The sequence below is a fragment of the Nonomuraea sp. NPDC049419 genome (genome assembly GCF_040676995.1).
GTDB lineage: Bacteria > Actinomycetota > Actinomycetes > Streptosporangiales > Streptosporangiaceae > Nonomuraea > Nonomuraea salmonea.
Genome location: NZ_JBFAQB010000007.1, coordinates 107,008 through 133,282, shown reverse-complemented (window position 1 = coordinate 133,282; position 26,275 = coordinate 107,008). Strand labels below are relative to the sequence as shown.

At 71.9% G+C, this 26,275-nt stretch carries 22 protein-coding genes; 5 read left to right on the top strand and 17 right to left on the bottom strand.

All coding sequences use genetic code 11. The annotated features are described in order from the left end of the window. Positions 1-17 precede the first annotated feature (17 nt). The 4 genes from AB0K12_RS22535 to AB0K12_RS22520 are packed head-to-tail and all read left to right on the top strand — an operon-like array spanning position 18 to position 3,226. The gene (locus tag AB0K12_RS22535; RefSeq protein ID WP_364564286.1) at positions 18-872 is read left to right on the top strand and encodes an AraC family transcriptional regulator; all 855 of its coding nucleotides are present in this window, start codon (positions 18-20) and stop codon (positions 870-872) included. A gap of 11 nt (positions 873-883) precedes the next feature. Beyond that, the gene (locus AB0K12_RS22530; RefSeq protein WP_364564283.1) at positions 884-1,546 is read left to right on the top strand and encodes an AzlC family ABC transporter permease; all 663 of its coding nucleotides are present in this window, start codon (positions 884-886) and stop codon (positions 1,544-1,546) included. After that, positions 1,543-1,854: an AzlD domain-containing protein gene (locus AB0K12_RS22525; RefSeq protein WP_364564281.1), complete on the top strand. Its 312-nt coding sequence runs from the start codon at positions 1,543-1,545 to the stop codon at positions 1,852-1,854. The genes AB0K12_RS22530 and AB0K12_RS22525 overlap by 4 nt, the downstream gene beginning before the upstream one ends. Positions 1,855-1,864: 10 nt before the next feature. Then, complete coding sequence (locus tag AB0K12_RS22520; RefSeq protein WP_364564278.1) at positions 1,865-3,226, top strand: protein kinase; 1,362 nt, start codon at positions 1,865-1,867, stop codon at positions 3,224-3,226. A 115-nt stretch (positions 3,227-3,341) separates the two neighbouring features. Here the strand turns inward: AB0K12_RS22520 and AB0K12_RS22515 are convergent, their stop codons facing one another. The 3 genes from AB0K12_RS22515 to AB0K12_RS22505 form a co-directional block, all read right to left on the bottom strand. Then, positions 3,342-4,271: an RluA family pseudouridine synthase gene (locus tag AB0K12_RS22515; protein WP_364564276.1), complete on the bottom strand. Its 930-nt coding sequence runs from the start codon at positions 4,269-4,271 to the stop codon at positions 3,342-3,344. Next, entirely contained in the window at positions 4,264-4,782 is a 519-nt protein-coding gene (gene lspA / locus AB0K12_RS22510) for a signal peptidase II (protein WP_364564273.1), read from the bottom strand. Before lspA ends, AB0K12_RS22515 begins: the two co-directional genes overlap by 8 nt. 65 nt (positions 4,783-4,847) lie before the next feature. Further along, positions 4,848-5,237, bottom strand: a complete 390-nt coding sequence (locus AB0K12_RS22505; RefSeq protein WP_364366072.1) for a TraR/DksA C4-type zinc finger protein — start codon at positions 5,235-5,237, stop codon at positions 4,848-4,850. A 463-nt stretch (positions 5,238-5,700) separates the two neighbouring features. On the opposite strand from AB0K12_RS22505, the gene ileS reads away from it, so the two are divergent. Next, entirely contained in the window at positions 5,701-8,847 is a 3,147-nt protein-coding gene (ileS, locus tag AB0K12_RS22500; RefSeq protein ID WP_364564270.1) for an isoleucine--tRNA ligase, read from the top strand. A 454-nt stretch (positions 8,848-9,301) separates the two neighbouring features. Here ileS and AB0K12_RS22495 read toward each other — a convergent pair whose 3' ends face one another. The 14 genes from AB0K12_RS22495 to AB0K12_RS22430 all read right to left on the bottom strand — a co-directional run bounded on the left by AB0K12_RS22495 (position 9,302) and on the right by AB0K12_RS22430 (position 26,274). After that, entirely contained in the window at positions 9,302-11,473 is a 2,172-nt protein-coding gene (locus AB0K12_RS22495; protein WP_364564267.1) for a hypothetical protein, read from the bottom strand. A 62-nt stretch (positions 11,474-11,535) separates the two neighbouring features. Then, positions 11,536-12,411, bottom strand: a complete 876-nt coding sequence (locus AB0K12_RS22490; RefSeq protein ID WP_364564264.1) for a DivIVA domain-containing protein — start codon at positions 12,409-12,411, stop codon at positions 11,536-11,538. Positions 12,412-12,517: 106 nt separating this feature from the next. Further along, complete coding sequence (locus AB0K12_RS22485; protein ID WP_345401346.1) at positions 12,518-12,811, bottom strand: YggT family protein; 294 nt, start codon at positions 12,809-12,811, stop codon at positions 12,518-12,520. Between the two features lie 80 nt (positions 12,812-12,891). After that, positions 12,892-13,392 (bottom strand): cell division protein SepF, encoded by a 501-nt coding sequence (gene sepF / locus AB0K12_RS22480; protein WP_364366060.1) that lies wholly within the window; start codon positions 13,390-13,392, stop codon positions 12,892-12,894. A 139-nt stretch (positions 13,393-13,531) separates the two neighbouring features. After that, a complete protein-coding gene (locus AB0K12_RS22475; RefSeq protein WP_364564259.1) occupies positions 13,532-14,224 on the bottom strand; it encodes a YggS family pyridoxal phosphate-dependent enzyme in 693 nt (230 codons plus the stop codon). A 125-nt stretch (positions 14,225-14,349) separates the two neighbouring features. Next, positions 14,350-15,888 (bottom strand): cell division protein FtsZ, encoded by a 1,539-nt coding sequence (gene ftsZ / locus AB0K12_RS22470; protein ID WP_364564256.1) that lies wholly within the window; start codon positions 15,886-15,888, stop codon positions 14,350-14,352. Positions 15,889-16,224: 336 nt separating this feature from the next. After that, complete coding sequence (locus tag AB0K12_RS22465; RefSeq protein ID WP_364564253.1) at positions 16,225-16,893, bottom strand: FtsQ-type POTRA domain-containing protein; 669 nt, start codon at positions 16,891-16,893, stop codon at positions 16,225-16,227. Positions 16,894-16,983: 90 nt separating this feature from the next. Next, positions 16,984-18,381 (bottom strand): UDP-N-acetylmuramate--L-alanine ligase, encoded by a 1,398-nt coding sequence (gene murC / locus AB0K12_RS22460; RefSeq protein ID WP_364366048.1) that lies wholly within the window; start codon positions 18,379-18,381, stop codon positions 16,984-16,986. Further along, positions 18,378-19,457 carry an undecaprenyldiphospho-muramoylpentapeptide beta-N-acetylglucosaminyltransferase gene (gene murG / locus AB0K12_RS22455; protein ID WP_364366045.1) on the bottom strand — a complete coding sequence of 360 codons (1,080 nt, stop codon included), beginning with the start codon at positions 19,455-19,457 and terminating at the stop codon, positions 18,378-18,380. The genes murC and murG overlap by 4 nt, the downstream gene beginning before the upstream one ends. Positions 19,458-19,469: 12 nt before the next feature. Further along, entirely contained in the window at positions 19,470-20,759 is a 1,290-nt protein-coding gene (ftsW, locus tag AB0K12_RS22450) for a putative lipid II flippase FtsW (protein WP_364564248.1), read from the bottom strand. Next, positions 20,743-22,119 carry a UDP-N-acetylmuramoyl-L-alanine--D-glutamate ligase gene (gene murD, locus AB0K12_RS22445; RefSeq protein WP_364564245.1) on the bottom strand — a complete coding sequence of 459 codons (1,377 nt, stop codon included), beginning with the start codon at positions 22,117-22,119 and terminating at the stop codon, positions 20,743-20,745. The genes ftsW and murD overlap by 17 nt, the downstream gene beginning before the upstream one ends. Next, complete coding sequence (gene mraY / locus AB0K12_RS22440) at positions 22,116-23,174, bottom strand: phospho-N-acetylmuramoyl-pentapeptide-transferase (RefSeq protein ID WP_364564242.1); 1,059 nt, start codon at positions 23,172-23,174, stop codon at positions 22,116-22,118. The genes murD and mraY overlap by 4 nt, the downstream gene beginning before the upstream one ends. After that, positions 23,171-24,745 (bottom strand): UDP-N-acetylmuramoyl-tripeptide--D-alanyl-D-alanine ligase, encoded by a 1,575-nt coding sequence (murF, locus tag AB0K12_RS22435; RefSeq protein WP_364564239.1) that lies wholly within the window; start codon positions 24,743-24,745, stop codon positions 23,171-23,173. Before murF ends, mraY begins: the two co-directional genes overlap by 4 nt. Further along, complete coding sequence (locus AB0K12_RS22430) at positions 24,745-26,274, bottom strand: UDP-N-acetylmuramoyl-L-alanyl-D-glutamate--2,6-diaminopimelate ligase (protein WP_364564236.1); 1,530 nt, start codon at positions 26,272-26,274, stop codon at positions 24,745-24,747. The genes murF and AB0K12_RS22430 overlap by 1 nt, the downstream gene beginning before the upstream one ends. Position 26,275 lies beyond the last annotated feature (1 nt).

The window sequence follows — 26,275 nt, the reverse complement described above, 5'->3', positions numbered from 1 at the left end:
GCTATGAGTAGAACGCTGTGAGCAGGACGACCGAGGAGCGGGCGACGTTCTGGCGGCACCCGGCGGTGCCGGAGACCGACCTGCTGAAGGCCCGCTACGTCACCCACCGCTTCTCCCGGCACGTCCACGACGGTTACGCCATCGGGCTGATCGTCTCGGGGGTGGAGGAGTTCGACTACCGGGGCACGCTGCTCCGGGCGGGCGCCGGCGAGGTGGTGCTGGTCAACCCGGAGTCGGTGCACACCGGGCACGCGGGGGCGCCGGGCGGGTGGGCGTACCGGATGCTTTATCCGTCGATCGAGGCGGTGGCGGCGATCGCGCGTGAGCTGGGCGGGCCTGGCGGGACGCCGCACTTCCCGCGCCAGGTGGTGCGCGACGCCGACGTGGCGGCGCTGCTGCGGCGGGCGCACCAGGCGGCCGAGCAGGGCGACGCGCTGGCCGCGTCGACGCTGAGCCGCACGCTGTTCGCCCGGTTGCTGACGCGGCACTCCGCGCCGAAGCCGCCCGCCGCGCTGCCCGGCGAGGGCAGGATGGCCGTGCGCGCGGCGCTCGACCTGCTGCACGAGAGCCTGCTCGACCCGCCGACGCTCGACGGGCTGGCGGAGGCGGTGGGGGCGCGGCCGTTCCCGCTGCTGCGGGCGTTCAAGGCGGCGACGGGCCTGCCGCCGCACGCCTACCTGATCTCCCTGCGCGTCGCCAAGGCGCGGCACCTGCTCCTGAGCGGCATGCCGCCGGCGCAGGTGGCGGCCGAGTCGGGGTTCACCGATCAGGCGCATCTCAGCCGGCATTTCAAGCGCATCGTGGGCGTGCCGCCGGCGGCGTACCAGCGGGCCGCAGGATCGTACAAGAACCGACATTCCCGCATCTCATAGCCTCGGGAGGCATGGAACCGACAACTCACCGTTCCGCGGCAGTGCGGGACGGTCTGGGCGTGGGCCTGGCCGTGGGGCTGTCCGGGCTCGCCTTCGGCGCCGCGGCGATCACCGCGGGCCTGTCCGTGGCGCAGGCGTGCGTGCTGAGCCTGCTGGCGTTCACGGGCGCCTCGCAGTTCGCGCTGACGGGCGCGGTGGGCGCGGGCGGCGACCTGCTGGCCGCCGGCCTCGGCGCGCTGCTGCTGGGCGGCCGCAACACCCTGTACGGCCTGCGCCTGGCCGACCTCCTCCAGGTACGCGGCCCCCGCAAGCTGCTGGCCGCCCAGGGCGTCATCGACGAGACGACGGCCGTGGCGATGGCCCAGCCCGACCCCCGCTCCTCGCGTACGGCCTTCGTCACCACCTTCGCCACCCTCTACCTCACCTGGAACCTGACCACGCTGGCGGGCGCGTACGGCACCTCCTTCCTCGGCGACCCCGCCGTCCTCGGCCTCGACGTCGTGGGCCCGGTGGCGTTCCTGGCGATCCTGTGGCCCCGGCTGGCGGGCAGCGCCGAGCTGCGCGGGCTGGCCGCGGTGGCGGCGGTGATCGCCCTGTGCGCGACGCCGTTCTTCCCGCCCGGCGTGCCGGTGCTGCTGTCGGCCGTGGCGGTCCTGGTGGTGATGGTGCGATGACGTTGTGGTGGGCGATCGCCCTGGTGTGCGCGGGCTGTTACGCGCTGAAGCTCGCGGGCCTCGCCGCGCCGCGCGCGGTGCTGGACCATCCGAAGGTGCGCAGGTTCGCCGAACTGGTGCCGGTGGCGCTGCTCGCGGCGCTGATCGCGGTGCAGGTGTTCACGCAGGAGGGCGGGCTGAGCTTCGATGCGGCCCGTACGGCGGGACTCGGCGCGGGAATCGTCGCCCTCCTGCTCCGCGCCCCTTTTCTGGTCGTTCTGGCGGCAGCGGCGGCAATGACGGCGCTTGTCCGGTTTCTTCTGGGGTAGTCGCCGGTGCATGTCCGAATCCGCAGTGATGGTCGGTGGGCGTTACCGGCTCCTCAGGACGATCGGCAAGGGCGGCATGGGCACGGTGTGGCACGCGCACGACGAGGTGCTCGGCCGCGACGTGGCGGTCAAGGAGGTGCCTCCGCCTCCTGAGCTGACAGGCGCCGAGCGCGAGGATTTCGCTGTGCGCACGTTCAGGGAGGCCAGGGCGGCGGGCCGGGTGGCGCACCCGGGCGTGGCCACGGTCTACGACGTGCTGGAGGAACGCGGGCACCCCTGGATCGTCATGCAGCTCGTACGATCGCGCACGCTCGGCGAGCTGCTGCGCGACGAGGGCCCCATGACGCCCCTCCGCGCCGCGGACATCGGGCTGCAGCTGCTGGAGGCGCTGCGCGCCGCGCACGCGGCCGGGGTGCTGCACCGCGACGTCAAACCGGACAACGTGCTGCTCACCGAGGACGGCAGGGCCGTGCTCACCGACTTCGGCATCGCCACCACGGAGGACGAGGCGCCGGTCACGCGTACGGGCGTCCTGGTCGGCACCCCGGCCTTCGTCGCCCCTGAACGCGCGGCGGGCGGCCGGGCGCGGCCCGCGTCCGACCTGTGGTCGCTGGGCGTGACGCTGTACCTCGCGGTCGAGGGCCACTCCCCCTTCCACCGGGACAACGCGCTGGCCACGCTGGGCGCGGTGATGCACGCCGAGCCGGCGCCGCTGGCCAGGGCGGGGGTGCTGGCTCCCGTCCTGCACGGGCTGCTGCGCAAGGATCCGGCCGAACGGATGACGCTGGAGGAGACCGAGCGGCGGCTGGCCGGCATCCTGGCGGGCGGCTCGCCCGAGCAGACCGGGCCCGTCCCGCTGCCCGCGCGGACCGGGCCCGTCGTGGTGCCGCGCCGGCGGTCACTGGTGCTGCCCGCGGCCGCGATCGCGGGCGGCGCGCTGCTCGTCGGCATCGTCACGGGCGGAGCGGCCTGGTGGTCGAAGCAGGGCCGTGAGCAGCCGCGCGGCGGGCGGCCCGTACCGGCGGTGGCGACCACCTCGGCACCGGCCGACCGCGACACGACGACCAAACCGCCACCGGCGGGCGAGTCACCCCGCAGCGACACCGAGGTGGTCACTCCCCGCAGCGACACCCAGGTGGTCACTCCCCGCAGCACCCCACCACCCGCCCGCACCGAGCCGAGAACCCCGGACACCGGCGAACGCACCCAGAAGCGCCGCCCCCGCCCCGACGACACCCCGACCAGGACGCGGGACGAGACCGCCCGGAAGAACAAGACCGCCCAGGAGGACGAGACGGACCGCCCGCAGCGGCAGAGCGAGTCCCCCTCGGAGGAGACCCCCGGCCAGATCGAAGGCTCGGACGGCGGCTGAGCCCGCTCAGGGGGCCGCCGCAGGCGTGATCGGCGCAGGGGCCGCAGGGCACGAACCGCGCCCCGCGCGAGGGCCGCCGGGCACGGACCTCAGGCCGGCGGTCTGCTGGCCCGGGTCAGGACTCGGCGCGGACCAGGTCGAGGGCCTTCTGCAGGTCCTGCGGGTAGTCCGTGCTGAACGACATCCACTCCCCGCTCGACGGGTGCTCGAAGCCGAGCGCGACCGCGTGCAGCCACTGCCGGGTGACGCCCAGGCGGGCCGCGAGCGTGGGGTCGGCGCCGTACAGCAGGTCGCCGACGCACGGGTGGCGCAGCGCCGACATGTGCACCCGGATCTGGTGCGTACGCCCCGTCTCGAGCTTGATGTCCAGCAGGGACGCCGCCCGGAACGCCTCGACCGTGTCGTAGTGGGTCACCGAAGGCTTGCCACCGGCGACGACGGCCCAGCGGCCGTCGCCCGACGGGTGCCGGTCGATGGGCGCGTCGACGGTCCCCCTGAACGGGTCGGGGTGCCCCTGCACGAGCGCGTGGTAGCGCTTGTCGACCGTGCGCTCCTTGAAGGCCCGCTTGAGGAACGAGTACGCGTGCTCGCTCTTGGCCACGACCATCGCGCCCGTGGTGTTGGCGTCGAGCCGGTGCACGATGCCCTGGCGCTCGGCGGCCCCGCTGGTGGCGATGGTGTGACCGGCGCCGAGCAGCCCGCCGATCACGGTGGGCCCGGTCCAGCCGACGGTGGGGTGCGCGGCCACGCCGATGGGCTTGTTGACCACGATGACGTCGTCGTCCTCGTACACGATCGTCATGCCCGGCACCGGCTCGGCGACCGGCATGGGCGTGGTGACCGGCGGCGGCATCGTGACGTCGAGCCAGGCGCCGGCGTGCACGCGGTCTGACTTGGCCGGCACGCGGCCATCCACCAGCACCTCGCCCGCGCCGATCAGCTCGGCCGCGCGCGTGCGGGAGAACCCGAACAGGCGCGAGAGCGCGGCGTCGAGCCGCTCGCCCTCCAGCCCGTCGGGCACGGGCAGGCTGCGCTGCTCACTCATCCTTGGCCGCCTCCTCCTTCGGCCCGTCGATCTCCTTCGATCCGTCGATCTGCACGTTGCGCCAGGCCAGGATCACGGCCAGGATGCCGCCGCAGACGATGGCGGAGTCGGCGATGTTGAAGACGGGGAAGTAGTCGATGAGCGGGAAGTTGCCCGGCAGCACCTCGATGAAGTCGACCACGTGGCCCTGGAGCTGGGTGGAGCGCCCGAACCCCGAGGGGTAGCGCAGCAGCCGGTCGGTGAGGTTGCCGACGGCGCCGCCGAGCAGCAGGCCGAGCGCGATCGCCCAGGAGAGGCTGCCGAGCTTGCGCGCCGTGCGGATGATGGCGACGACCACGCCGGCGGCGATGAAGGTGAAGACGAAGGTCATTCCGGTGCCGATGCTGAAGGCGGCACCGGAGTTGAAGATGACCCGGAACTGGAGCACCCCGGGGATCACGACCAGGGGCGCCTCACCCTCAAGGGTGCGCAGCACCAGCGTCTTGGTGGCGAGGTCGGCCGCGTAGATCACGGCCCCCAGCGCGACGAGGACGGCGAACAGGCGCCCGCGTGGCCGGCCGGCGGTGCCCCCCTGTCCTACCGGCGCTCCTCCTTCTGCTTGCAGGCCACGCACAGCGTCGCCCTCGGGAACGCCTGGAGGCGTTCCTTGCCGATCGGCTTGTGGCACGATTCGCACACTCCATAGGTCCCTGCGTCGATCCTGGCGATCGCACGTTCGTTCTGCGCGACCAGATCGCGCGCATTCAGGGTAAGGGCGATCTCGCGTTCGCGCTCGTACGTCTTCGCGCCGGCGTCCGCCTGGTCGTCGCCCGCGCCCTGTGTGACGTCCCCAGAGGCTATCTCCGACTCGTGGCGCAGGATGTCCGCCTCGAGCTCGTCGATCTCCTGCTGGAGCCTGCCGCGTACCTCGGCCAGCTCCTCATCCGACCACATCGACGGTGTAGCGGTCTGCGTGACTGCCGCCATGGCTGCCTCCATGCTGATCAAGGCCGTGAATGGTGCGGGCAGCTTAGGATCCTGATAACGGAACGGCAAACGACCCGCCGGACGGTTTACCTAGCCCGTACTATCCCGCCTCGCGCATTCAACTCCTCCACACCGGCGTCCATTCCCACATCTTTGCGCCCTTTACGACTCACCTACCGCTGGGCGGTGATGAACCTCCTGACCCGGAAACCTGGAAGCCTTGACCCCGACTCTGCGTTATGGTTTAAGCCTGCAAGGCGTTGATGGGGCCCGCTGTGAGGGATATCACCCCGGAGCCGCCGGAAGAACGGCTCGTGAGAGCTCATTAGACCCGGCAGCAGTCAAACGAAGAGGGCCTCGCCCGCGGGCGGGGTCAAGAAGGGTGGTACCGCGGGGCCGCGAGGCTTCGTCCCTTCACGCCAAAGCCCAACCGGCCGATTCACGCGTGGAGGTCACGCCCGAGATGTCTTCCCCAACGTTCCGCTCTCTTCCCGCGCAGGTCGACCTGCCCGCGCTCGAGCGCGAGGTCCTGGACCGCTGGCGGGACGGGAAGATCTTCGAGCGTTCCGTCGAGCAGAACGCCGGCAACCCGTCGTGGGTCTTCTACGAGGGCCCGCCCACCGCCAACGGCCTGCCTGGCGTGCACCACGTCGAGGCCCGCGTGTTCAAGGACCTGTTCCCGCGCTACAAGTCGATGCGCGGTTTCAGCGTTCCGCGTAAGGCCGGCTGGGACTGCCACGGGCTGCCCGTCGAGGTCGGCGTCGAGCGCGAGCTGGGCCTGTCCGGCAAGAAGGACATCGAGACCTACGGCATCGCCGAGTTCAACGCCAAGTGCCGGGAGTCGGTGCTGCGCCACGTCGACGCGTTCGAGCAGATGACCGAGCGCATGGGCTACTGGATCGACCTGTCCCAGGCCTACCGCACGATGGACCCGTCCTACATCGAGTCCGTGTGGTGGTCGCTGAAGGTCGTCTTCGACAAGGGCCTGCTGTTCCGCGACTTCCGCATCACCCCCTACTGCCCGCGCTGCGGCACCGGGCTGTCCGACCACGAGCTGGGCCAGCCGGGCGGCTACGAGACCGTCTCCAGCCCGTCGGTCTACGTCCGCATGCCCGTCACCTCGGGCCCGCTGGCCGAGGCCGGCGCCTCGCTGCTGGTCTGGACGACCACGCCGTGGACGCTGGTCTCCAACACCGCGGTCGCCGTCCACCCCGACGTCACCTACGTCGCCGCCCGCACCGCCGACGGCGAGGTGCTGGTCGTGGCCGAGCCGCTGCTGCCGGTGCTCGGCGAGGGCGTCACCGAGGTCTCCCGCCACACCGGCCGCGAGCTGGAGCACACCACCTACAGCCGGCCGTTCGACCTGGTCGACATCCCCGGCGCCCACTACGTCGTGCTCGGCGACTACGTCACCGTCGAAGACGGCACCGGCCTGGTCCACCAGGCGCCCGCCTTCGGCGCCGACGACATGGCCGTCATCAAGCGCTACGACATGCCCGTCGTCAACCCGATCGGCCCCGACGGCCGCTTCCTCGACGACGTCCCCATGGTGGGCGGCCGCTTCTTCAAGGACGCCGACGAGGAGCTGACCGAGGACCTTCAGCGGCGCGGGCTGCTCTTCCGCGGCGGCCACTTCGAGCACAGCTACCCCCACTGCTGGCGCTGCCACACCCCGCTGCTCTACTACGCGCTCCCGTCCTGGTACATCCGCACCACCGCCGTCAAGGACCAGATGCTGGCCGAGAACGCCGGCACCAACTGGTACCCCGACACCATCAAGTGGGGCCGCTTTGGCGAGTGGCTGCGCAACAACGTCGACTGGTCGCTGTCGCGCTCCCGCTACTGGGGCACGCCGCTGCCGCTGTGGGTGTGCACGCAGGACGAGTCCCACGTCACGTGCGTCGGGTCGCTGGAGGAGCTGGGCGCGCTCGCCGACCAGGACGTCTCCGCCCTCGACCCCCACCGCCCCTACGTCGACGACGTCACCTTCGACTGCCCGTCGTGCGGGGCGCTCGCCCGCCGCGTGCCCGACGTCATCGACGCCTGGTACGACTCCGGCTCCATGCCGTTCGCCCAGTGGGGCGAGCGCGGCAAGCCCGAGGGCGTCTACCCGGCGCAGTTCATCTGCGAGGCCACCGACCAGACGCGCGGCTGGTTCTACTCGCTGATGGCCGTCGGCACGCTCGTCTTCGGCCAGTCCTCCTACGAGAACGTGCTCTGCCTCGGCCTCATCCTCGCCGAGGACGGCCGCAAGATGAGCAAGCACCTCGGCAACATCCTCGAGCCGATCCCGCTGATGGACCAGCACGGAGCCGACGCGCTGCGCTGGTTCATGGCCTGCTCGGGCTCGCCGTGGGCGGCCCGCAGGGTGGGGCACGGCACCCTTGAGGAGATCGTCCGCAAGGTGCTGCTGACGCTGTGGAACACGGCGTCCTTCTTCACCCTCTACGCCAACGCCGAGTCCTGGTCTCCGTCCCGGCTCTCCCAGGCCGTCCCGCCGGCCGAGCGCCCGCTGCTCGACCGCTGGGCGCTGGCCGAGCTGCACCGCACGGTGGCCGAGGTCACCGCGGCGCTCGACGACTACGACACCCAGCGCGCCGGCCGCCGCCTGGCCGACTTCCTCGACGATCTGTCCAACTGGTACGTCCGCCGCTCGCGCCGCCGCTTCTGGCAGGGCTCGGAAGAGGCGTTCGCCACGCTGTACGAGTGCCTGGAGACGGTGATCAGGCTGATGGCGCCCATCACGCCGTTCATCACCGACCACCTCTGGGACGTCCTGCGCGCCGACGACACCCCGTCCTCGGTGCACCTGACCTCCTGGCCGCAGGCCAGGGAAGACCTCATCGACCCGGTGCTGTCCGACCAGATGGCGCTCGTACGCCGCCTCGTCGAGCTGGGCCGCTCGGCCCGTGCCTCCTCCGGGGTCAAGACCCGCCAGCCGCTGCGGCGGGCCCTGGTGGGGGCGCACGACTGGCCGTCCCTGCCCGGCGAGCTGCGCGGGCTGGTCGCCGACGAGCTCAACGTCCAGGCTCTGGAGGACATGTCGGGCTTCAGCGCCGACCTCGTGTCCTACACGGTCAAGCCCAACTTCCGGGCTCTGGGCAAGCGGTTCGGACCGCAGACCAAGCTGGTGGCCGCCGCGCTGGCCGCCGCCGACGCCACCCGCGTGGCCCGCGCGCTGCGCTCGGGCTCCACCGTCATGGTGGAGGCCGAGGAGGTGGGCGAGGTCATGCTCGGCCCCGACGAGGTGATCGTCACCGAGCAGCCCCGCTCCGGCTGGGCCGTCGAGACCGGCGCCATCGGCACCGGCACCGGCGAGACGGTGGCGCTCGACCTGGAGCTGACCGACGAGCTGCGCCGCGCGGGCCTGCTGCGCGAGGTCATCCGCCTGGTCCAGGACGCCCGCAAGTCGACCGGCCTGTCCATCACCGACCGCATCGACCTGTGGTGGACGACGACGTCGCCCGAGCTGGCGACGGCGCTGCGCGCGCAGGGTCAGGTGGTGACCGAGGAAGTCCTCGCCGCCTCCCTCACGGAAGGCACCACCGCCGACCTCCCCGCCCACACCGACGCGGACCTCGGCCTCACCTTCCAGCTCCGCCGCGCCTGAACACTGCAGTGAGACGGCCCCTGGCGACCACCGCCAGGGGCCACTCATGGGCCCCCTCGGCCAGGGCAACGCCCCTCAGACAGAGCCGCCCCTGAGCGGACCCCATCGAAGACGCCTGGCGCGCCAAGCCACGTAGGAAGGCACGTCTCCCCACACCACGCAGCAGGAGGACGGCGCCGTGCCGCCGCTGCCCAGCCGAGCACACCCCGACACCGCTCAACTTGAAGCCTCACGCGCCACGGCACTCGTCCCGGATCACGGCGCTCAGGAGCAGCCGGCCCGGACGCCTTGCACAGCGGTGAGCGACGCAACCGCCTTCCGCAGAAGCCGGCGACACACCCACCTTGGCCAGCAGCGAGCCACCCGACCGCCTCTCGCAGGAGTCAGCGGCAGGACCAGCTCGCCGGCGGTGAGCACGCCGGCTGCCTTGCGGCGGTAAGGACAAGCTGGTCGTTCAGCTGACCGTTTGGCGGTCGTGTTGGCAGACTGGGCAGCTCGTCAGGCCGGCGGCCTCCGCGGCGGCGAGGGTCATCGTCTCCACGCCGTCGCCCGCTCCTCGGACCAGTGGGCAAGAAGTGCCGTGGTAGCGGCGGGTGCCGGTGATGACCTTGACCGTTTGCGGCCCTCGTGCCTTGTCGTTTCCGTTGTCCTTGGACCCGGCCGGCTCGTCGCCGGGCTTGGAGCTGGACGATCCGGCCTTGGAGCCCGCGTCCTCGGCGTCTGTCGTCCTGGAGTCCGCGGGTCCCGCATCGGTGGACTTGGAAGCGGTGGACTTGGAAGCGGTGCCGCCGTTGGACGAGCCGCCGCCCTCAGCTCGGGGTCCTTGCCCCTGCGAAGCACCGCCCTTGGCCGCCGGAGCCCCGCTGCCGGTGCCCCCTGAGGATCCGGAGCCGGGTCCTGAGGAGCCGGGCCGCTGGCCTGTGCCGCTGCCGGCGCCCTGCGGTCTGGTGCCCGTGCCGTCGGTGGTGGTGCTCTTGGGGTCGTCCGACGCCGTGGACGGGGTTCCGTTCTTGGAGCCTGAGCCGCCGGACGGCGGACGCTCGGCCCCGCTCCTGCCCGGGGTGGCTCCGGGAGTCCTGGACGGCGCGCCCGGAGGCAGCGGGCCCCTGGGCTTGGCCGTCGCCTCGGCCGAGGACGCGGGCCGCTCGTGCAGGATGACGGTCTCCCCCGGCGCGGGCTCGTCACCGGCGGGACCCTTGCCCGGCTTGCTCCCGGCCTCCGAGGGACGCTCCGAGGGACGCTCCGAAGCTCCGGACGGCCCAGGACGCTCCTGAGCCTTGGACGGGCCAGGACGTTCCGTCGCACCGGACGAGCCGGGACGCTCCGGCGCACCGGACTTGGGCGCCCCGCCCGCGGGCTTGGGCGCCCCAGGGCGCTGTGGCATGCCCGACGCCGTCACGCGTGGCTGCGGCGCCGTGGCGGGCCCGGCGGCGTCATCGTCAGCCTCACCGGCACCGGACGACGGCCCGGCCTTGCCGCCAGCCGACCCGGCCTGCTCACCGCCGGGCTTGCTCCCCTGCCCTGGCTTCCCGGACGCGGACCCACCGGCCGTACCGGGCTTGGCGCCCGTGCGGCTCCGGTCGGTGCCGGTGGCGCCTGGACGGGGTGAGGTGGAGCCCTGTGCGGGCTTGGCGGGGGTGGGGACGCTGGGCGACGTCTCGTCGTCGGAGGCGCCGGTCGTGTCGCCGGAACCACCAGCTGCGGTCGTGCCCTTCGCGGGCGTGCCCGGCTTGGCCTTCGCGGGTCCTGACGCCGGCGCTCCGGGCTTGCCGGAGGTGGAGTCGGCTCTGCGCGCGAAAGGCGGCGGCCGGAAGTAGGAAGTCTCTGCATCCGCCTGCTCGTCGTCCGAGCCACCACCGGTGTCGGTGCCGGTCTCGGGGGCGGCGGAAGGTGAGCCCGTTGCCTGGTCGGCCGGGGCGGCCGGGGGACGGCCGAACCACCCGGCGGCGCCTTCCTCGTGGGCGGCGGCAGGCTCCGGGCTGGGGGTGGAAGCCTTCGTGTCGGGCTTCGGCGGGGTGACCGGCGGACGAAGGTCGCGGGTCTCCGCGGAGTTGTCAGATCGGCTCTTGGCAGGAGCGGTGCCGGGGTGGGCCGCAGGCTCGGGGTCGGCGGCAGGCGGCAGCTGCCGTCCGCCGAGCGCGGCGTCGGGCAGGCACGTCGTGCAGGGCGTGAAGCCCTCCTCGCGTGCCTCCTCGTACGTCAGCTCCTCGTGATCCCGTCCGGCCAGTTGCCTGCACCCGGGGACGTGGTAGCGCTTGCGTCCCGGGATCACCAGCACGATCGCATCCGGCGCGATGCCGGCGGCCGCGGGGCGGCGCGGAACGGGGGCCGGAACGGTCGCCGTGCGCTGCTGCGGTGCCTGCGGATGCGGTCGGGACTGCGGGGGCGGCTGCTGAGCCATGGGGCCGGTCTGGGTGTACGGCTGCGCGGGCGGCATGAGCCCCTTCGGGGGGGTGGCCGGCGCAGCGGCCTGCCCACCTCCGGGAAAAAGCTCGTTCCGTCGCAGAAACGCCCCGATCACCAGGAACAGCGCGGACAGCACGCTGACCACGATGGACCACATGATCAGGAACGGCTTCGCCAGTACGAAGCCCGCGATCAGCAGCACCACTGCCGCGAGCACCAAACCAGCACTGATAAGGATCACAGGGGGCTCTTTCGAGTGGCAGGTCCTAGTGACCCGTTACTTTACCGCCGGTCGTTGTGGGGACCGTCACCGCCGGGGAAAGCGCCCTGCGGAGCGTCGCCGCCGAACGGGCCGGGGCCTCCGGGGAGAGGCTGCTGGCCGCCCTGGGGCACGGCGTGCGACATGGCGGGTGCCTGGCCCTGCGGACCACCGGACAGCACGGGGAACCCGCCGCTGCCTTCGGCGGAGACATTGAGCTCGGCGAGCTGGTTCTCCAGGTAGAGCTTGAGCCTGCTGCGGTATTCGCGCTCGAAGCTGCGCAGCTCCTCGACCTTGCGCTCGAGCTCGTCGCGGGTCTGCACGAGCGAGCCCATCGCCTGGCGGTGGCGCTCCTGGGCGTCGCGCTCGAGCGTCTCGGCGCGGGCCCTGGCGTCGCCGATGACCTGCTCGGCCTGGCGGCGCGCCTTGGTGAGGATCTCGTCGGCCTCGCGCCTGGCGCGGGTCACCGTCTCGTCCGCCTCCCGGCGGGCGTCGGCGATCGCCTGGTCGGCGGTCTGCTGGGCGAGGGCGAGCACGCGGGCCGCGGTGTCCATGTTGTCCTCCGCGGGAGGCATGTTCATGGCCACGGGAACCTGCGGCTGCTGCACCGGCGGCGGCTCGGGGGCCCGCATGGGCTCCGGCTGCGGCGGCTGCATCATCTCGGGCTTGGGCTGCTCCTGGACCGGCGCCGAGGCCATGGGCATGTTCATGCCGCCGGGCACCTTCCCGCGCAGGCACTCGGCCAGCTTCGCGCGGAGCTCCTCGTTCTCTTGGATCAGGCGGTCGAGCTCAGCCTCCACCTCGTCGAGGAAGGCATCGACCTCCTCCTCGTCGTAGCCCGGCCGGAGCCGGGTGGTACTGAACTGCTTGTTCCGCACATCAGCGGGCGTCAGCGGCATTTTTTGGTCTCCTTGGCGCGCTTGGAGTCTGTCCGGAGGACGGTAACCCGAATCACTTCAGCGCGGACACGAGTTGGATCACGACCGGCGGCCCCACGGGCCCCGCTCATCGTGGGCCGAGGGCCCCGGCGATCTGAATCAAGATCAGAACCACGATGAACAGGACAGTGAAGCTTAGGTCAAAGGCCACCGTACCCAACCGGAGCGGAGGAATGAAACGGCGGAGGAACTTGAGGGGTGGGTCAGTTGCGGTGTACGTGGCCTCCGCCACGACGAGCACCACTCCGGAGGGACGCCACTGCCGGGCGAACGCCTGCACCGTCTCAAAGATCATCCTGCCGATGAGCAGCACCAAATAGAGAGACAGGACTACGACCAAGATCCCACTCACGATCTCCACGGCCCGGCCGCGCCTCCACTTCTGATGTGCCTCCAGGTCTTGGGGTAGACCTGGTTGGGTCCGATAGGCATACAGAGACTCTAACTCTGATTGAAGAACCCGCGTTCCGCGATTCGAGCCTTGTCCTCGGCGGTCACCTCGACATTGGCAGGGGACAACAGGAACACCTTGTTGGTAACACGTTCAATGCTGCCATGTAGGCCGAAGACGAGACCTGCCGCGAAATCAACCAGTCGCTTGGCGTCGCTGTCGACCATCTCGGTCAGGTTCATGATGACGGGGGTGCCGTCACGGAAGTGCTCGCCGATCGTACGCGCCTCATTGTAGGTGCGGGGGTGCAGGGTGGTGATGCGGGCCAGATCGGTCGTGCGGCGCTCCACGATGGTGGTCGTGGGCCTGGGTGCCGGGACCCCCGCCTCGGGCTCGTCGTCGCGGTCCTGGACCGCCACGGGACGCTCCTCGCCGGGCCGCTGCACCTCGTCGTCGTAGGCGTAGTCGTCGGTGTAGGTTTCGTACCTCTCGTAGCGGTCGTCCTCCACGAGACCGAGGTAGACCGCCATCTTGCGCATCGCGCCGGCCATCGCTACGTCGTCCTCCTGCTCATGGTCGCACTCGCTCGGGCCCGTCGCCGTGCCCTGAGGCGGTAGGCGTACCCCCTGGAGCTCACCGCTGACTCGACCTCTACTTGATCATGGGCCTGAAGACCCACTTGAGGGGACATTACCTGACGAAGGGCTTGCGACGACCGAGCAACGCCGTACCGACCCGCACGTGTGTCGCGCCGTACGCGATCGCCTCGGCGAGGTCGGCGCTCATCCCCGCCGAGACCATGGTCGCGCGGGGGTGCTGCTCCTGCAGCGCCACCGCGAGGTCGCGGAGCCTGGCGAAGGCCTTGGCCGGCTCTTCGTCCAGCGGCGCCACGGCCATGACGCCGCCCAGCCGCACCCCGTCGGCCAGCGCCACCTCGTCGGCGAGCGCGAGCAGGTCGGAGGCCCTGGCGCCGCCCCTGCCCGGGTCGTCGTCGAGCGCCACCTGCAGCAGGCAGGTGATCTCGCGGCCCTGGCGGACGGCCTCCTTGCTGATCGCCTCCACCAGCCTGAGCCGGTCGACGGAGTGGATCACGTCGGCGTAGCCGACCACGGAGCGGACCTTGTTGGTCTGCAGCTGACCGACGAAGTGCCAGGTCACCGGCAGCCCCGCGAGCTCGCGGGCCTTCGGGGCGGCCTCCTGGTCGCGGTTCTCGCCGACGTCGCGCACGCCCAGCTCGGCCAGGACGCGGACGTCGTCGGCGGGCCTGGTCTTGGTGACGGCGATCAGCGTGACCTCGCTGCGGTCGCGGCCCACGGCGTGGCACGCCGCGGTGATGCGCTCGTCGACCTCGGCGAGACCGGCCGCGATCTCGTCCCTTCTCACGTGCCTCTCCCTCTTCGCTTTCACCAGGTGACCGGCTTTTGGCGCGTTCCCGCCACCGTACGCACGACGGCGCCGCTCCCGGATCCCTGCGGGGAGCGGCGTCAGGCGGGACAACGTGGCACCGGCTATTTGAGGAAGTCGGGAACGTCGAGTTCCTCTTCCTGCTCCTCGAAGATCACCCGGGGACGTTTGGGGGGCTCCGACATGCGGGAGGTGATGGGCGTGGGCGGGTTGGCGGGCTCGGGCGTGGGCCGGGGGATCGAGACGGGGCCGGACGGCCCGTCGGCGGACTCTCCCAGCTCGGACCTGTCGTCGCGATCGCCCGAACCCGAACGCTCGGACCCCTGGTCGTGCACCGGCTCGACCGGCCGCACCGGCTCCGGCCTCGACTCGGCGCGCGGCTCCGGACGGAACTCCGAGCGCGGCTCGGGCCGGGATTCGATGCGCGGTTCGATGCGCGGCTCGACGCGGGGCTCGGGACGCGGCTCGGGTCTCGCCTCGGCGCGCGGCTCGGGCCTGATCTCGGGACGCGGCTCGGGCCGGAAGTCCGTACGGGGCTCAGGACGCACCTCAGCGCGCGGCTCAGCCCGCAACGGCGGCGGGTCGGACTTGATGCTCGGGGAGGCCACGTTCGGCCGCGCAGGCGACGACACGGGCGGCGCGGGAGGCGCGGCGGGACGGCCCGCCGGCCGGGGCGCCTGCTTCTCCGCCGGGCCGGGCACGTCGTCGAAGCCGGCCGCGATCACGGTGACCCGCACCTCGTCGCCGAGCGCGTCGTCGATGACCGTGCCGAAGATGATGTTGGCGTCGGGCGCCGCGGCCATCGACACGAGCTGGGCGGCCTCGTTGATCTCGAACAGGCCGAGGTCGGAGCCGCCCGCGATCGACAGCAGCACGCCGTGGGCGCCGTCGATGCTGGCCTCGAGCAGCGGGCTGGAGACGGCCATCTCGGCGGCGGCCACCGAGCGGTCGTCGCCGCGGGCGTGGCCGATGCCCATGAGGGCCGAGCCTGCGCCCGACATGACCGACTTGACGTCGGCGAAGTCGAGGTTGATCAGGCCGGGCGTGGTGATCAGGTCGGTGATGCCCTGGACACCGGAGAGCAGCACCTGGTCGGCCGCCTTGAAGGCGTCGAGGACGCTGACCTGCCGGTCGGAGATCGACAGCAACCGGTCGTTGGGGATCACGATGAGCGTGTCGACCTCGTCACGCAGCGTCTCGATGCCCGCTTCGGCCTGCGATGCCCTGCGTCGTCCCTCAAAGCTGAACGGACGGGTCACGACGCCGATGGTGAGCGCGCCGAGCGACCTCGCGATGTTGGCCACGACGGGCGCGCCGCCCGTGCCGGTGCCGCCACCCTCGCCCGCCGTGACGAAGACCATGTCGGCCCCCTTGAGGACCTCCTCGATCTCCTCACGGTGGTCCTCGGCCGCCTTGCGGCCGACATCGGGGTTGGCGCCGGCGCCGAGCCCGCGCGTGAGCTCACGGCCCACGTCGAGTTTCACATCGGCGTCACTCATCAGCAGCGCCTGGGCGTCGGTGTTTATCGCGATGAACTCGACGCCCTTGAGTCCCTCCTCGATCATCCGGTTGACGGCGTTGACTCCGCCGCCGCCGATGCCGACGACCTTGATGACCGCGAGGTAGTTCTGCGGTGCTGCCACGACGAGGGGCCTTTCCGCTCGTTGACTTGCCATTTCGGTGCGGATTGTCTCCGCTTTTTGTCAGTTCGGGTAACTCTCAACCTCAGGTTGAGATTTAGATTTATGTCAACCTGAGGATTGATACGGACAGTAGGAGTTACGCTCCGGGCCGGTCAACTAACCGCGCCGCAAGCACGTCCGGCGTGTCGCGCGCTGTCCGTTTCGCTCCGCAGTCACGCCTGGTGGCGAGCCTCCTATGCCGAAAGTCCGGCTTACAGGCTCTCATGTCGCGGGCCCCGCCCGGCACAGGCTCGGCGATGCCGTTGCCCCGGACTTGCCGGGCGCTGACGATCACGATCACTTCAGCGTCACCACGTCCGGGGAGCTGACGTCGTAGAAGGTGGCGGATCGTTCCTTTTTGAGAAGCGAGGCCAGGATGCGGCCCTTCTCCTCGGGACGGTCGGGCCCGCCCCAGAGCACCGTACGCCCGTCGGACAGCACCAGCGTGACGCCCTCGGCCGTGCCCGCGCGCACCTGCCTGACCTTGCCCGCGACCTCGGACGGCATCGCGCGCACGACTTTGAGTGCCGCCGTCATGACCGGATCGCCGGGAACGGGACGGTCGACCTTGAGCACCGGCAGCAGGGGCGGCACGGCCGACTCGACCTCGATCACCACGCCCTGCCCGTCGACGATCGCCACCTTGCCGCCGGTCTCGATCGCCGCGACCGGCTCACGCTCGACCACCTCGATCTTGAGCGTGCCCGGCCAGACGCGATCGACCTTGGCGGAGGCGAGCTGCCTGATGCCGAGGACGCGGCCCTCGACGTCGGCGAGGTTCACGGTGGCCAGGGGATGCAGGTCGGGCACGCCCGCCTGCTGCTTGATGCGCTCGCTCGGCACTGTGAGATTTCCCACGATCTCGATCGAACGCACCCCCAGCACCGGCGAGAAGAACACCAGCCACGCGGCCGTGCCCACCACTCCCGCCGTCAGCAGCACCAGGAACGCCGTGCGCGCCTTCATCGCCCTCCCACGTACATGCGGCTCATGTCGGCACCGAACCTACGCCGACGGCGGCGTGCGGCCCGCGCGCCACGCCCAAAGCGCGGGCGCTCAGGACAGGCGGGCGACGATCTGCGGCCCCAGCTCGGTGACGTCGCCCGCGCCCATCGTCAGCACGATGTCGCCGGGCCGCGCCCGCTCGGCCACCAGCCCGGGCACGGCCGACCTGTCGGGCGCGTACGCCACCCGCCCGGCCGGCAGCGGCACCCGCTCCGCCACCATGGCGCCGGACACCCCGGGCTCAGGGTCCTCCCTGGCGCCGTAGACGTCGAGCACGATGGCCTCGTCGGCCAGGCCCAGAGCGGCGCCGAACTCGTCGGCGAAGAACCGGGTGCGTGAGTAGAGGTGCGGCTGGAAGATCGCGATGACCCGGCCGGTGCCGGAGTAGGAGGCCACCACGTCGCGCGCGGCCCGCAGGTCGGCGGCCAGCTCGGTCGGGTGGTGGGCGTAGCTGTCGAAGACCGCGACGCCACCCGCCTCGCCCTTGGCCTCGAAGCGCCGCTTGGCCCCCGTGAAGGCGCCCAGGCCCTCTCTGATCTCCTCGAACGGCAGCCCCAGCTCGTCGGCCACGGCGATCACCGCGGTGGCGTTGAGCGCGTTGTGGGCCCCGGGAACGGCCAGCCTGACCTCTCCCCTGCCCTCGATGGAGAACACGGTGCCGAAACCGTCGGGCCTGACCTCGCCCACGCGGTAGTCGTCGCCGCGCAGACCGTACGTCTTGACCCGCAGCCCGCGCTCGGCGGCCCTGCGCGTCAGCTCGGCCGCCCCCGGGTCGTCGGCGCACAGGATGAGCAGCGAGCCGACCCGGTCGGCGAAGCGCGCGAAGCTGTCGTGCACCGCCCGCGGATCGCCGTAGTTGTCGAGGTGGTCGGCCTCGACGTTGGTGACCACCGCGATGTCGGGGGCGAGCATGAGGAAGGAGCCGTCGCTCTCGTCTGCCTCGGCCACGAACACCCCGCCCTGGCCGTCGTCGGCGCCGAGGCCGGTGGTGACGAGCTGGCCGCCCACGCAGTAGGACGGGTCGGCGCCGCACTTCTGCAGCGCCACCGTGAGCATGGAGGTGGTGGTGGTCTTGCCGTGGGTGCCGGCGATGGCGACCGCGGTGCGGCCGGCCATGACGGAGGCCAGCGCGGCGGCCCGCGGGATGATGCGCAGCCCCTGCTTGAGCGCCTCGCCCAGCTCGGGGTTGGAGTCGCGGATGGCGGTGGAGACGACCACGGTGTCGACGTCTCTGATGTGGGAGGCGGCGTGGCCGATGTGGACGGTGGCGCCCAGCTCGCGCAGCTCGGTGATCAGCTCGGAGCTGCGCGCGTCGCTGCCGGTCACGCGTACGCCGCGCTTGAGCAGGATGCGGGCGATGCCCGACATGCCGGCGCCGCCGATGCCGATGAAGTGCACGCGCCCCAATTCTTCGACGGCGACGGGATCGACCAGCTTCACGAGACTCATCCGGCTATCTCCAACACTTTCCTGGCAAGCATGATATCGGCGTCCTTGCTCCCGAGTCTGGAGGCGTTCTCCGACATGACGGCGACCCGCTCGGGGTCGTGGAGCATGGGCAGCACGTGGTTGATGATCCATTCGGCGGACAGCTCGGCGTCGTCGACCACCAGGCCGCCGCCGCCCGCCACGATGCGCTCGGCGTTGATGCGCTGCTCGCCGTTGCCGTGCGGCAGCGGCACGTAGGCGGCGGGCAGCCCCACCGCGGTCAGCTCGGCGCACGTGAGCGCGCCGCTGCGGCACAGGGCGACGTCGGCGGCGGCGTAGGCGAGGTCCATGCGGTCGACGTAGGGCAGCAGGACGTATTGCGGGTCGCCGGGCGGCGGCTCGTGCTCGACGGTGTTCTTCGGCCCCAGCACGTGGAGCACCTGCACCCCGGCCCTGCGCAGCGCGGGGGCGGCGGCCAGCGCCGCCTGGTTGATCGAGCGCGCGCCCTGCGAGCCGCCGAACACCAGCAGCGTCGGCCGGTCGTTCTCCAGCCCGAACCACGAGCGCGCCTTGTCGCCCATGGACAGCCGGTCGAGCGAGACGATGTCGCGGCGCAGCGGGGTGCCGACGTATTCGGCCTTGGGCAGCAGCTGGGCGTCGGGGAAGCCGGTGAAGACGTGTTCGGTCAGCCGGGCGCCCAGGCGGTTGGCCAGCCCTGGACGCGGGTTGGCCTCGTGGACGACGATCGGCAGGCCCCGCCGCTTGGCCGCCAGGTAGGCGGGCGTGGCGACGTAGCCGCCGAAGCCCACCAGCACGTCGGCCCGCACCCGGTCGAGGATGCTCGCCGTGGCGTTGATCGCCCCCGCGAGCCGGCCCGGCACCGTGAGCAGGCTCGGGGTGATCGTCCTTGGCAGGGGCACGGCGGGCACCAGCTCCAGCTCGTATCCCCGGGCAGGCACGAGCCGCGTCTCCAAGCCGCGCTCCGTGCCCACGCAGGTGATGCCGACGCTCGCGTCAAGATGGCGCAGCGCGTCCGCAAGGGCGAGCGCGGGCTCGATGTGCCCGGCCGTCCCCCCACCGGCGAGGACCACCCTCATCTCGGTCACTCCCTAACGTGTCGCTCGGCCTCTGGTCGTACGCCGCAGGCCCAGCCAGCTTAGGGCCCGGGCGGCGGGTCCGGGGCCACGTGCCGCCAAGGCCTCGCGCGCGCCGGGCTCGCGCCGCGCGAACGACAGCAGCATGCCGAGCGCGGAGAGGGTGGGCAGCAGGGACGAGCCGCCGTACGAGACCAGCGGCAAGGGGATGCCGGTGATCGGCAGCACGCCCAGCACCGCCCCCATGTTGACGGTCGCCTGGCCCACCACCCAGGCCACCATGGCGGCCGCGGCGAGCCTGGTGAAGGCGTCGTTGACGCGCACGGCCACGCGCAGCCCCGCGTAGCCCAGCAGGCCGAACAGCGCGACCACGATCAGCGTCCCCATCAGCCCCAGCTCCTCGCCGAGGATGGCGAAGATGAAGTCGCTCTCGCCGTGGGGCAGCCAGCTCCACTTCTGCCTGCTCTCGCCCAGGCCGACGCCGAACCAGCCGCCAGAGCCCATCGCGATCTGCCCCTGCACGGCCTGGTAGCCGGCGCCCTGCGCGTCGGCCCACGGGTCGAGGAAGGCGCCGATGCGCGCCATCCGGTACGGCTCCACCTTGATCATGATGACAGCGGCCAGGACCGCGAGCGCCATGATGCCGCCGAACAGCTTGATCGGCGCCCCCACGACCCACAGCAGCGCCAGGAAGATCATGAACAGCACGAGCGTGGTGCCGAGGTCGCTGCCCAGCATGACCATGACGGCCAGGATCGCGGTGCCCGGCATGAGCGGGATCAGCATCTGCCGCCACTCGATCTTGCCCTGCCTGGCCCGCCTGGCCAGCAGGTCGGCGCCCCACAGCACGAGACCGAGCTTGGCCGGCTCCGACGGCTGCACGGTCAGCGGGCCGATGTAGATCCAGCGCTGCGCGCCCAGCTCGGACGAGCCGATGAACAGCACCATGACCAGCGCGATGATCGACAACGCCATCAGCGGGTAGCCGGCCCAGCGGAAGAACTTCACCGGCAGCCGCGAGCACGCGTACATCAGCGGCACGCCGATCGCGGCCGACAGCGACTGCTTGATGAACCACGAGAACGGGCTGCCGGTCTTGTTCAGCGCCTCGATGCTGGAGGCCGACAGCACCATCATCAGGCCCAGCGCGAGCAGCAGCGCGCTGCACATGATGATCAGGTAGTAGGTGGTCAGCGGCTTGTCGAGCAGCTCCTTGAGCGCGACGAGCTGCTCGCGCAGGAACTTCTGCGGGCTCTCCTGGGCGCGGGCCGGCGGCCGCACCCGCTCCTCAGCGCTCGTGCTCACGTCGTGCCCTCAGCTCGCGTACGGCACGCGCGAAGGCCTCCCCCCGCGCCGGATAGTTCGCGAACATGTCGAAGGAAGCCCCCGCCGGGGAGAGCAGCACGGTGTCGCCTGGCGAGGCCAGCCGGGCCGCTTCGGTGACGACTTTGTCCATCGCACCAGTGTCCCGATCCGCGATGTCCACGAGGGGGACATTCGGCGCGTGTCGCGCGATGGCTTCGGCGATCCTGGCGCGGTCGGCGCCGATCAGCACCGCGGCGCGCAGCCTCGGGGCGGCCTGGCGTACCAGGTCGTCCACGTCGGCGCCCTTGAGCAGGCCGCCCGCCACCCACACCACCGAGGGGTAGGAGGCCAGCGCCGCCGCCGCGGCGTGCGGGTTCGTCGCCTTGGAGTCGTCGACGTAGTCGACCTCGCCGATCCTGTCCACGTGGGCGAGCCGGTGCGGGTCGGGGACGAAGTCGCGCAGCCCCTGGCGTACGGCCTCGGACGGCACGCCGAGCGAGCGGGCCAGGGCGGCGGCGGCCAGCGCGTTGGCCACGTTGTGGGGCGCGAACGGCTTGACGTCGTCAAGCGTGGCCAGCTCCTCGGCCGCCTCCACGGGGTCGGCCACGAACGCGCGGTCCACCAGCAGGTCCTCCACCACGCCGATCTCGCCCCGCTTGGGCACCCGCAGGGTGAACCCGACCGCCCCGGGATAGGGCGCGGCCAGCCGGGCCGCCTCGGGGTCGTCGGCGTTGAAGATCACCGTGCCGGCCCGCTCGAACACGCGACCCTTGGCGGCGGCGTACTCCTCCATGGAGCCGTGCCAGTCGAGGTGGTCGGGCGCCACGTTGAGCACCGCCGCGGCGTGCGGGGCCAGCGTGGAGGACCAGTGGAGCTGGAAGCTGGACAGCTCGACGGCCAGCGCGTCGTACGGCTCCCCCACCGCGCGCACCACGGGCACGCCCACGTTCCCCACGGCCAGCGCCTTGCGGCCGGCGGCCAGCAGGATCGAGGTGAGCATGCGCACGGCGGTGGTCTTGCCGTTGGTGCCGGTCAGCGCCAGCCACGGCGCCGCCTGTTCGGGGCGCAGCCGCCAGGCCAGCTCGACCTCGCCCACGACCTCGACCCCCGCCTCCAGCGCGGCGGCGATGAGCGGGTGGTGCGGCGGCCAGCCGGTGGTGACCAGCCGGGTCACGCCGTCGGGCAGCGCCATCTCGCCGAACCTGGTCTCGACGCCGGCCCCGGCCAGCGCCGCGGCGGCGGCGAGCTGCCGCTCGCCCTCGGTCGCCTCGACCACCACGACCCGCTCGCCCCGCGCGGCCAGCACCTCGGCCACGGCGGTGCCGGACACGCCGAGCCCGGCCACACACGTGAGCGTCATGGCCGCGGCATCCACTCGACGTAGAACAGGCCGAGGCCGAGCGCCGCGCACAGCATCGCGATCAGCCAGAAGCGGACCACGATCGTGGTCTCCGCCCAGCCCTTGAGCTCGAAGTGGTGCTGCAACGGCGCCATCCTGAACACCCGTCTCCTGGTCATCTTGAAGAACCCGACCTGGATGATGACCGACAGGGTGATGATCACACACAGGCCGGCCAGGATGATGAGCAGCAGCTGCGTACGCGTGGCGATGGCGAGGCCGGCCAGCACGCCGCCCAGCGCCAGCGAGCCGGTGTCGCCCATGAAGATGCGGGCCGGCGGGGCGTTCCACCACAGGAACCCGATCAGCGCCCCCAGCACGGCGGCGGCCACCACGGCGAGGTCGAGCGGATCTCGCACCCAGTAGCAGTTGGGGCCGAGCTGGTCGATGCAGTTGTTGCGCAGCTGCCAGTTGCCGATCAGCACGTACGCGGCCAGCACCGTGCCGGTCGCGCCGCTCGCCAGGCCGTCGAGGCCGTCGGTGAGGTTCACCGCGTTGGAGAACCCGACGATCATGATGAGCACCCAGATGGTGAACCCGACGATGCCGATCGAGGGGCCGATGTCGCGCAGGAACGACACCCGGGTCTCGGCGGGGGTGATGCCGTAGACGTTGGGCTGGCGTACGACGAGGACGGCGAAGACCGCGCCCACGACGAGCTGGCCGAGCGCCTTCGCGCCGCTGCGCAGGCCCAGGCTGCGCTGCTTGTAGATCTTGATGAAGTCGTCGAGGAAGCCGACCGCGCCGAGTCCCGTCATCAGGAACAGCACCAGCATGCCCGACACGGTGATGGGGGTCAGGGTGGCCAGGTGGGAGGCGCCGTAGGCGAGCAGGGCGGCCAGCACGAACACCGTGCCGCCCATGGTGGGGGTGCCCCGCTTGCCGAGGTGGGCCTGCACGCCCTCCTCGCGGACCTGCTGGCCGATGCCGCGCCGCGAGAACAGCCGGATCGCCAGCGGGGTGCCCAGCATCGAGAGGATGAGGCCAACCGCGCCGGCGATGATGATGTTGGTCACTGGGGGGCACCCCCGAGCACGAGCTCGGCCGTCCGCTCGAGGCCCATCGCCCTGGGGCCCTTGATCAGCACCGCGTCACCGGGCCGCAGCCACGCGGCGAGCTGCTGCGCCGCCGCCTCGGCGTCGACCACGTGCACGACCGTCGTCGGCTGCCCGTACCCACCGGGCGGCCCGAGCGGCGGCCCTCCGGGCGGGCCCTGCCACCCCGGCACCGGCCCTCCCTGTCCGTGGGGTCCGGGCACGGGAGCGCCAGGGGCCTGCGGGCCCGGGGCGGGGGTGCCGGGGACCGCGGCGGGAGGCTGGAAGGTGTTCTGGGATTCCATGGCGGCGGCCGTCTCCACGGCGGCGGCGCGGGCGCCCTGGAGGACCGGCTCGGCTTCGGGGCCGGCCACGATGAGCCCGGCCAGACCGGCGGCGCCGGCCATGCGGCCCAGCTCGGTGTTGAGCGCCTCGCTCTCCTCCCCCAGCTCGCGCAGCGCCGCGATGACGGCGAAGCGCCGCCGCCCGCGCCCGATGACGTCGAACGCCTGGAAGGCGGCCCGCATCGAGTCGGGGTTGGCGTTGTAGGCGTCGTTGACCACGGTCACCCCGTCGGGCCGGTCGGTGACCTCCATCCGCCACCGGCTGCGCGGCGTGGCCGCCGACAGCTCCTCGGCGATCGTGGCGACCGGCAGCCCCAGCTCGTAGGCGGCGGTGGCGGCGGCCAGCGCGTTCTCGACGGCGTGCGCCCCGATCAGCTTGAGCGCCACGTGCGCCGACCCCGAGGGGGTGCGCAGCGTGAACGAGGCCCGCCCGCGCGCGTCGACCACGACGCCCTCGGCCCTGACCGAGGCGGACTCGCTCTGCCCGAAGTACGTGACCCGCGCCTCGGTGCGCGATGCCATGCCGCGCACGAGCGGGTCGTCGGCGTTGAGCACCGCGACGCCGTCGCGCGGCAGCGCCTCGACCAGCTCGCCCTTGGCCTTGGCGATGGCCTCCTTGCCGCCGAACACGCCGAGGTGGGCGGTGCCGACGTTGAGCACGACGCCGATCTTCGGGGGCGCGATGCGGGTGAGGTCCTTGATGTGGCCGATGTTGCGGGCGGCCAGCTCGAGCACCATGAAACGGGTGTCGAGGCCGGCCCGCAGCACGGTCAGCGGGTGGCCGAGCTCGTTGTTGAAGCTGCCGACGGGCGCGATGGTGGCGCCGATCCGCCCGGTGAGGCGGGCCAGCAGGTCTTTGGTGCCGGTCTTGCCGGCCGACCCGGTCACGCCGATGACGGTGACCTCGGGCAGCGTGCGCGCCTGGGCGGCGGCCAGCTCGGCGAGCGCGGCGGCGACGTCGGGGACGATCACCGCGGGCGCGTCGACGGGGCGGCTCGCGAGCACGGCGACGGCGCCGTCGCGTACGGCCTGGGCGGCGAAGTCGTGACCGTCGACCCGCGCGCCCTTGATGGCGACGAAGAGGGATCCCGGTTCTACGGCCCGCGAGTCGATCACGACGGGCCCGCGCACCACCGCGCGGGGATCGGCCATGCCCGACAGGGCGCCCGAGGTCATCTCGGCGATCCTGGCCAGAGGCAACGGGATCATTAGTGCTTCCTGCTTTCCTTGCGTGCGTCGATCGCTTCGGCGACCACTTCGCGGTCGTCGAAGGGGATCACCTCGCCTGAAACGTACTGGCCCTGTTCGTGACCCTTGCCCGCTACGACGATCACGTCGCCGCGCCCGGCCCGGGCGATCGCCAGGCCGATGGCGGCCGCGCGGTCGGGCTCAATGATCACATGAGCGCGGTCGTGCTGCGGAACGCGGAGCGCCCCTTCCATCATCGCCGCGAGGATGGCCAGCGGATCCTCGGACCGCGGATTGTCGTTCGTGAAGATGGCCACATCAGCCAGTTGTGCGGCGATCTCCCCCATGATGGGACGTTTACCGCTGTCGCGATCGCCGCCGCAGCCGAGCACGATCGTCAGCCGCCCCTCCGTGACCGACCGCAGCGAGCGCAGCACCGACTCGACGGCGCCCGGCTTGTGTGAATAGTCCACGACGGCCTGGAACTCGTCGTCCGCGGCCGTGACGCGCTGCATGCGGCCGGGCACCCCGGCGAGCGTGCCGAGGCCCTCCACGGCCGCCTGGAGCGGCACGCCGGCCTCGACGAGCGTCACCACCGCGCCGAGCGCGTTGGCCACGTTGTACGGCCCGGGCAGCGCCACGCTCGCGTCGGCCTCGACCCCGCCGGGGCCCACCACGCGGAAGGTGCTGCCGTCGGCGCCGAGCCTGGTCTCCACCGCCCGCCAGTCGGCCTCAGGATCGCCCAGCGCCGAGAACGTCGTCATCGGCACCTTCGCCAGGCTCAGCAGCTCGCGCCCGTAGCGGTCGTCGAGGTTGGTCACCCCGACGCGGCTCAGCTCGGGCTGGAACAGCTTGACCTTGGTCATGAAGTAGTCCTCGAAGTCCTTGTGGAAGTCGAGGTGGTCCTGCGACAGGTTGGTGAACAGCGCGACGTCGTAGTAGACGCCGTCGACCCGGCCGAGCGCGAGCGCGTGGCTGGAGACCTCCATGGCCGCCGCGGTGACGCCCAGCTCGCGCATGAGCGCGAACAGGCCGTGCAGCTCCGTCGCCTCCGGCGTGGTGAGCCTGGGCTGGAAGCGCAGCTCGCCGGCGTGGATCTCGACGCCGCCCACCAGGCCCGTACGGTGACCCGCGGCCCGCAGGCCCGCCTCGATCATGAACGTGGTGGTGGACTTGCCGCTGGTGCCGGTCACGCCGAGCACCTGGATGTCGTGGGCCGGCTGGCCGTAGATCCAGGACGCGATCTGCCCGAGCAGGGCGCGCGGGTCGGGCACGATGAGCACGGGCAGCCCGGTGGCCACCGCCGCGTCGCGCCCGGCGCGGTCGGTGAGCACGGCGACGGCTCCGCTCGCCATCGCGTCCGCGGCGAACGCGGCGCCGTGGACCCGGTTGCCCGGCAGGGCGACGTAGAGGTCGCCGCGCCGGACGTCACGGGAGTCGATGGTGACGCCGGTCAGCGCGGCGTGCGGTGAGCGCGAGGTGCCCGAATCGGCATCGAGCATGGTCGCGAGCCCGCTCAGCGGGCGAGGCGGGCTGGTCGTGGGACGCATA

What these genes read in the sequence shown, in the direction of transcription:
- AB0K12_RS22530 (WP_364564283.1), top strand. Translation starts at nt 884, where the DNA reads ATGGAACCGACAACTCACCGTTCCGCGGCAGTGCGGGACGGTCTGGGC.
- AB0K12_RS22525 (WP_364564281.1), top strand. Translation starts at nt 1,543, where the DNA reads ATGACGTTGTGGTGGGCGATCGCCCTGGTGTGCGCGGGCTGTTACGCG.
- AB0K12_RS22520 (WP_364564278.1), top strand. Translation starts at nt 1,865, where the DNA reads ATGTCCGAATCCGCAGTGATGGTCGGTGGGCGTTACCGGCTCCTCAGG.
- AB0K12_RS22515 (WP_364564276.1), bottom strand. Translation starts at nt 4,271, where the DNA reads ATGAGTGAGCAGCGCAGCCTGCCCGTGCCCGACGGGCTGGAGGGCGAG.
- AB0K12_RS22505 (WP_364366072.1), bottom strand. Translation starts at nt 5,237, where the DNA reads ATGGCGGCAGTCACGCAGACCGCTACACCGTCGATGTGGTCGGATGAG.
- ileS (WP_364564270.1), top strand. Translation starts at nt 5,701, where the DNA reads ATGTCTTCCCCAACGTTCCGCTCTCTTCCCGCGCAGGTCGACCTGCCC.
- AB0K12_RS22490 (WP_364564264.1), bottom strand. Translation starts at nt 12,411, where the DNA reads ATGCCGCTGACGCCCGCTGATGTGCGGAACAAGCAGTTCAGTACCACC.
- sepF (WP_364366060.1), bottom strand. Translation starts at nt 13,392, where the DNA reads ATGGCCGGCGCGATGCGCAAGATGGCGGTCTACCTCGGTCTCGTGGAG.
- AB0K12_RS22465 (WP_364564253.1), bottom strand. Translation starts at nt 16,893, where the DNA reads ATGAAGGCGCGCACGGCGTTCCTGGTGCTGCTGACGGCGGGAGTGGTG.
- murC (WP_364366048.1), bottom strand. Translation starts at nt 18,381, where the DNA reads ATGAGTCTCGTGAAGCTGGTCGATCCCGTCGCCGTCGAAGAATTGGGG.
- murG (WP_364366045.1), bottom strand. Translation starts at nt 19,457, where the DNA reads ATGAGGGTGGTCCTCGCCGGTGGGGGGACGGCCGGGCACATCGAGCCC.
- murD (WP_364564245.1), bottom strand. Translation starts at nt 22,119, where the DNA reads ATGACGCTCACGTGTGTGGCCGGGCTCGGCGTGTCCGGCACCGCCGTG.
- murF (WP_364564239.1), bottom strand. Translation starts at nt 24,745, where the DNA reads ATGATCCCGTTGCCTCTGGCCAGGATCGCCGAGATGACCTCGGGCGCC.
- AB0K12_RS22430 (WP_364564236.1), bottom strand. Translation starts at nt 26,274, where the DNA reads ATGCGTCCCACGACCAGCCCGCCTCGCCCGCTGAGCGGGCTCGCGACC.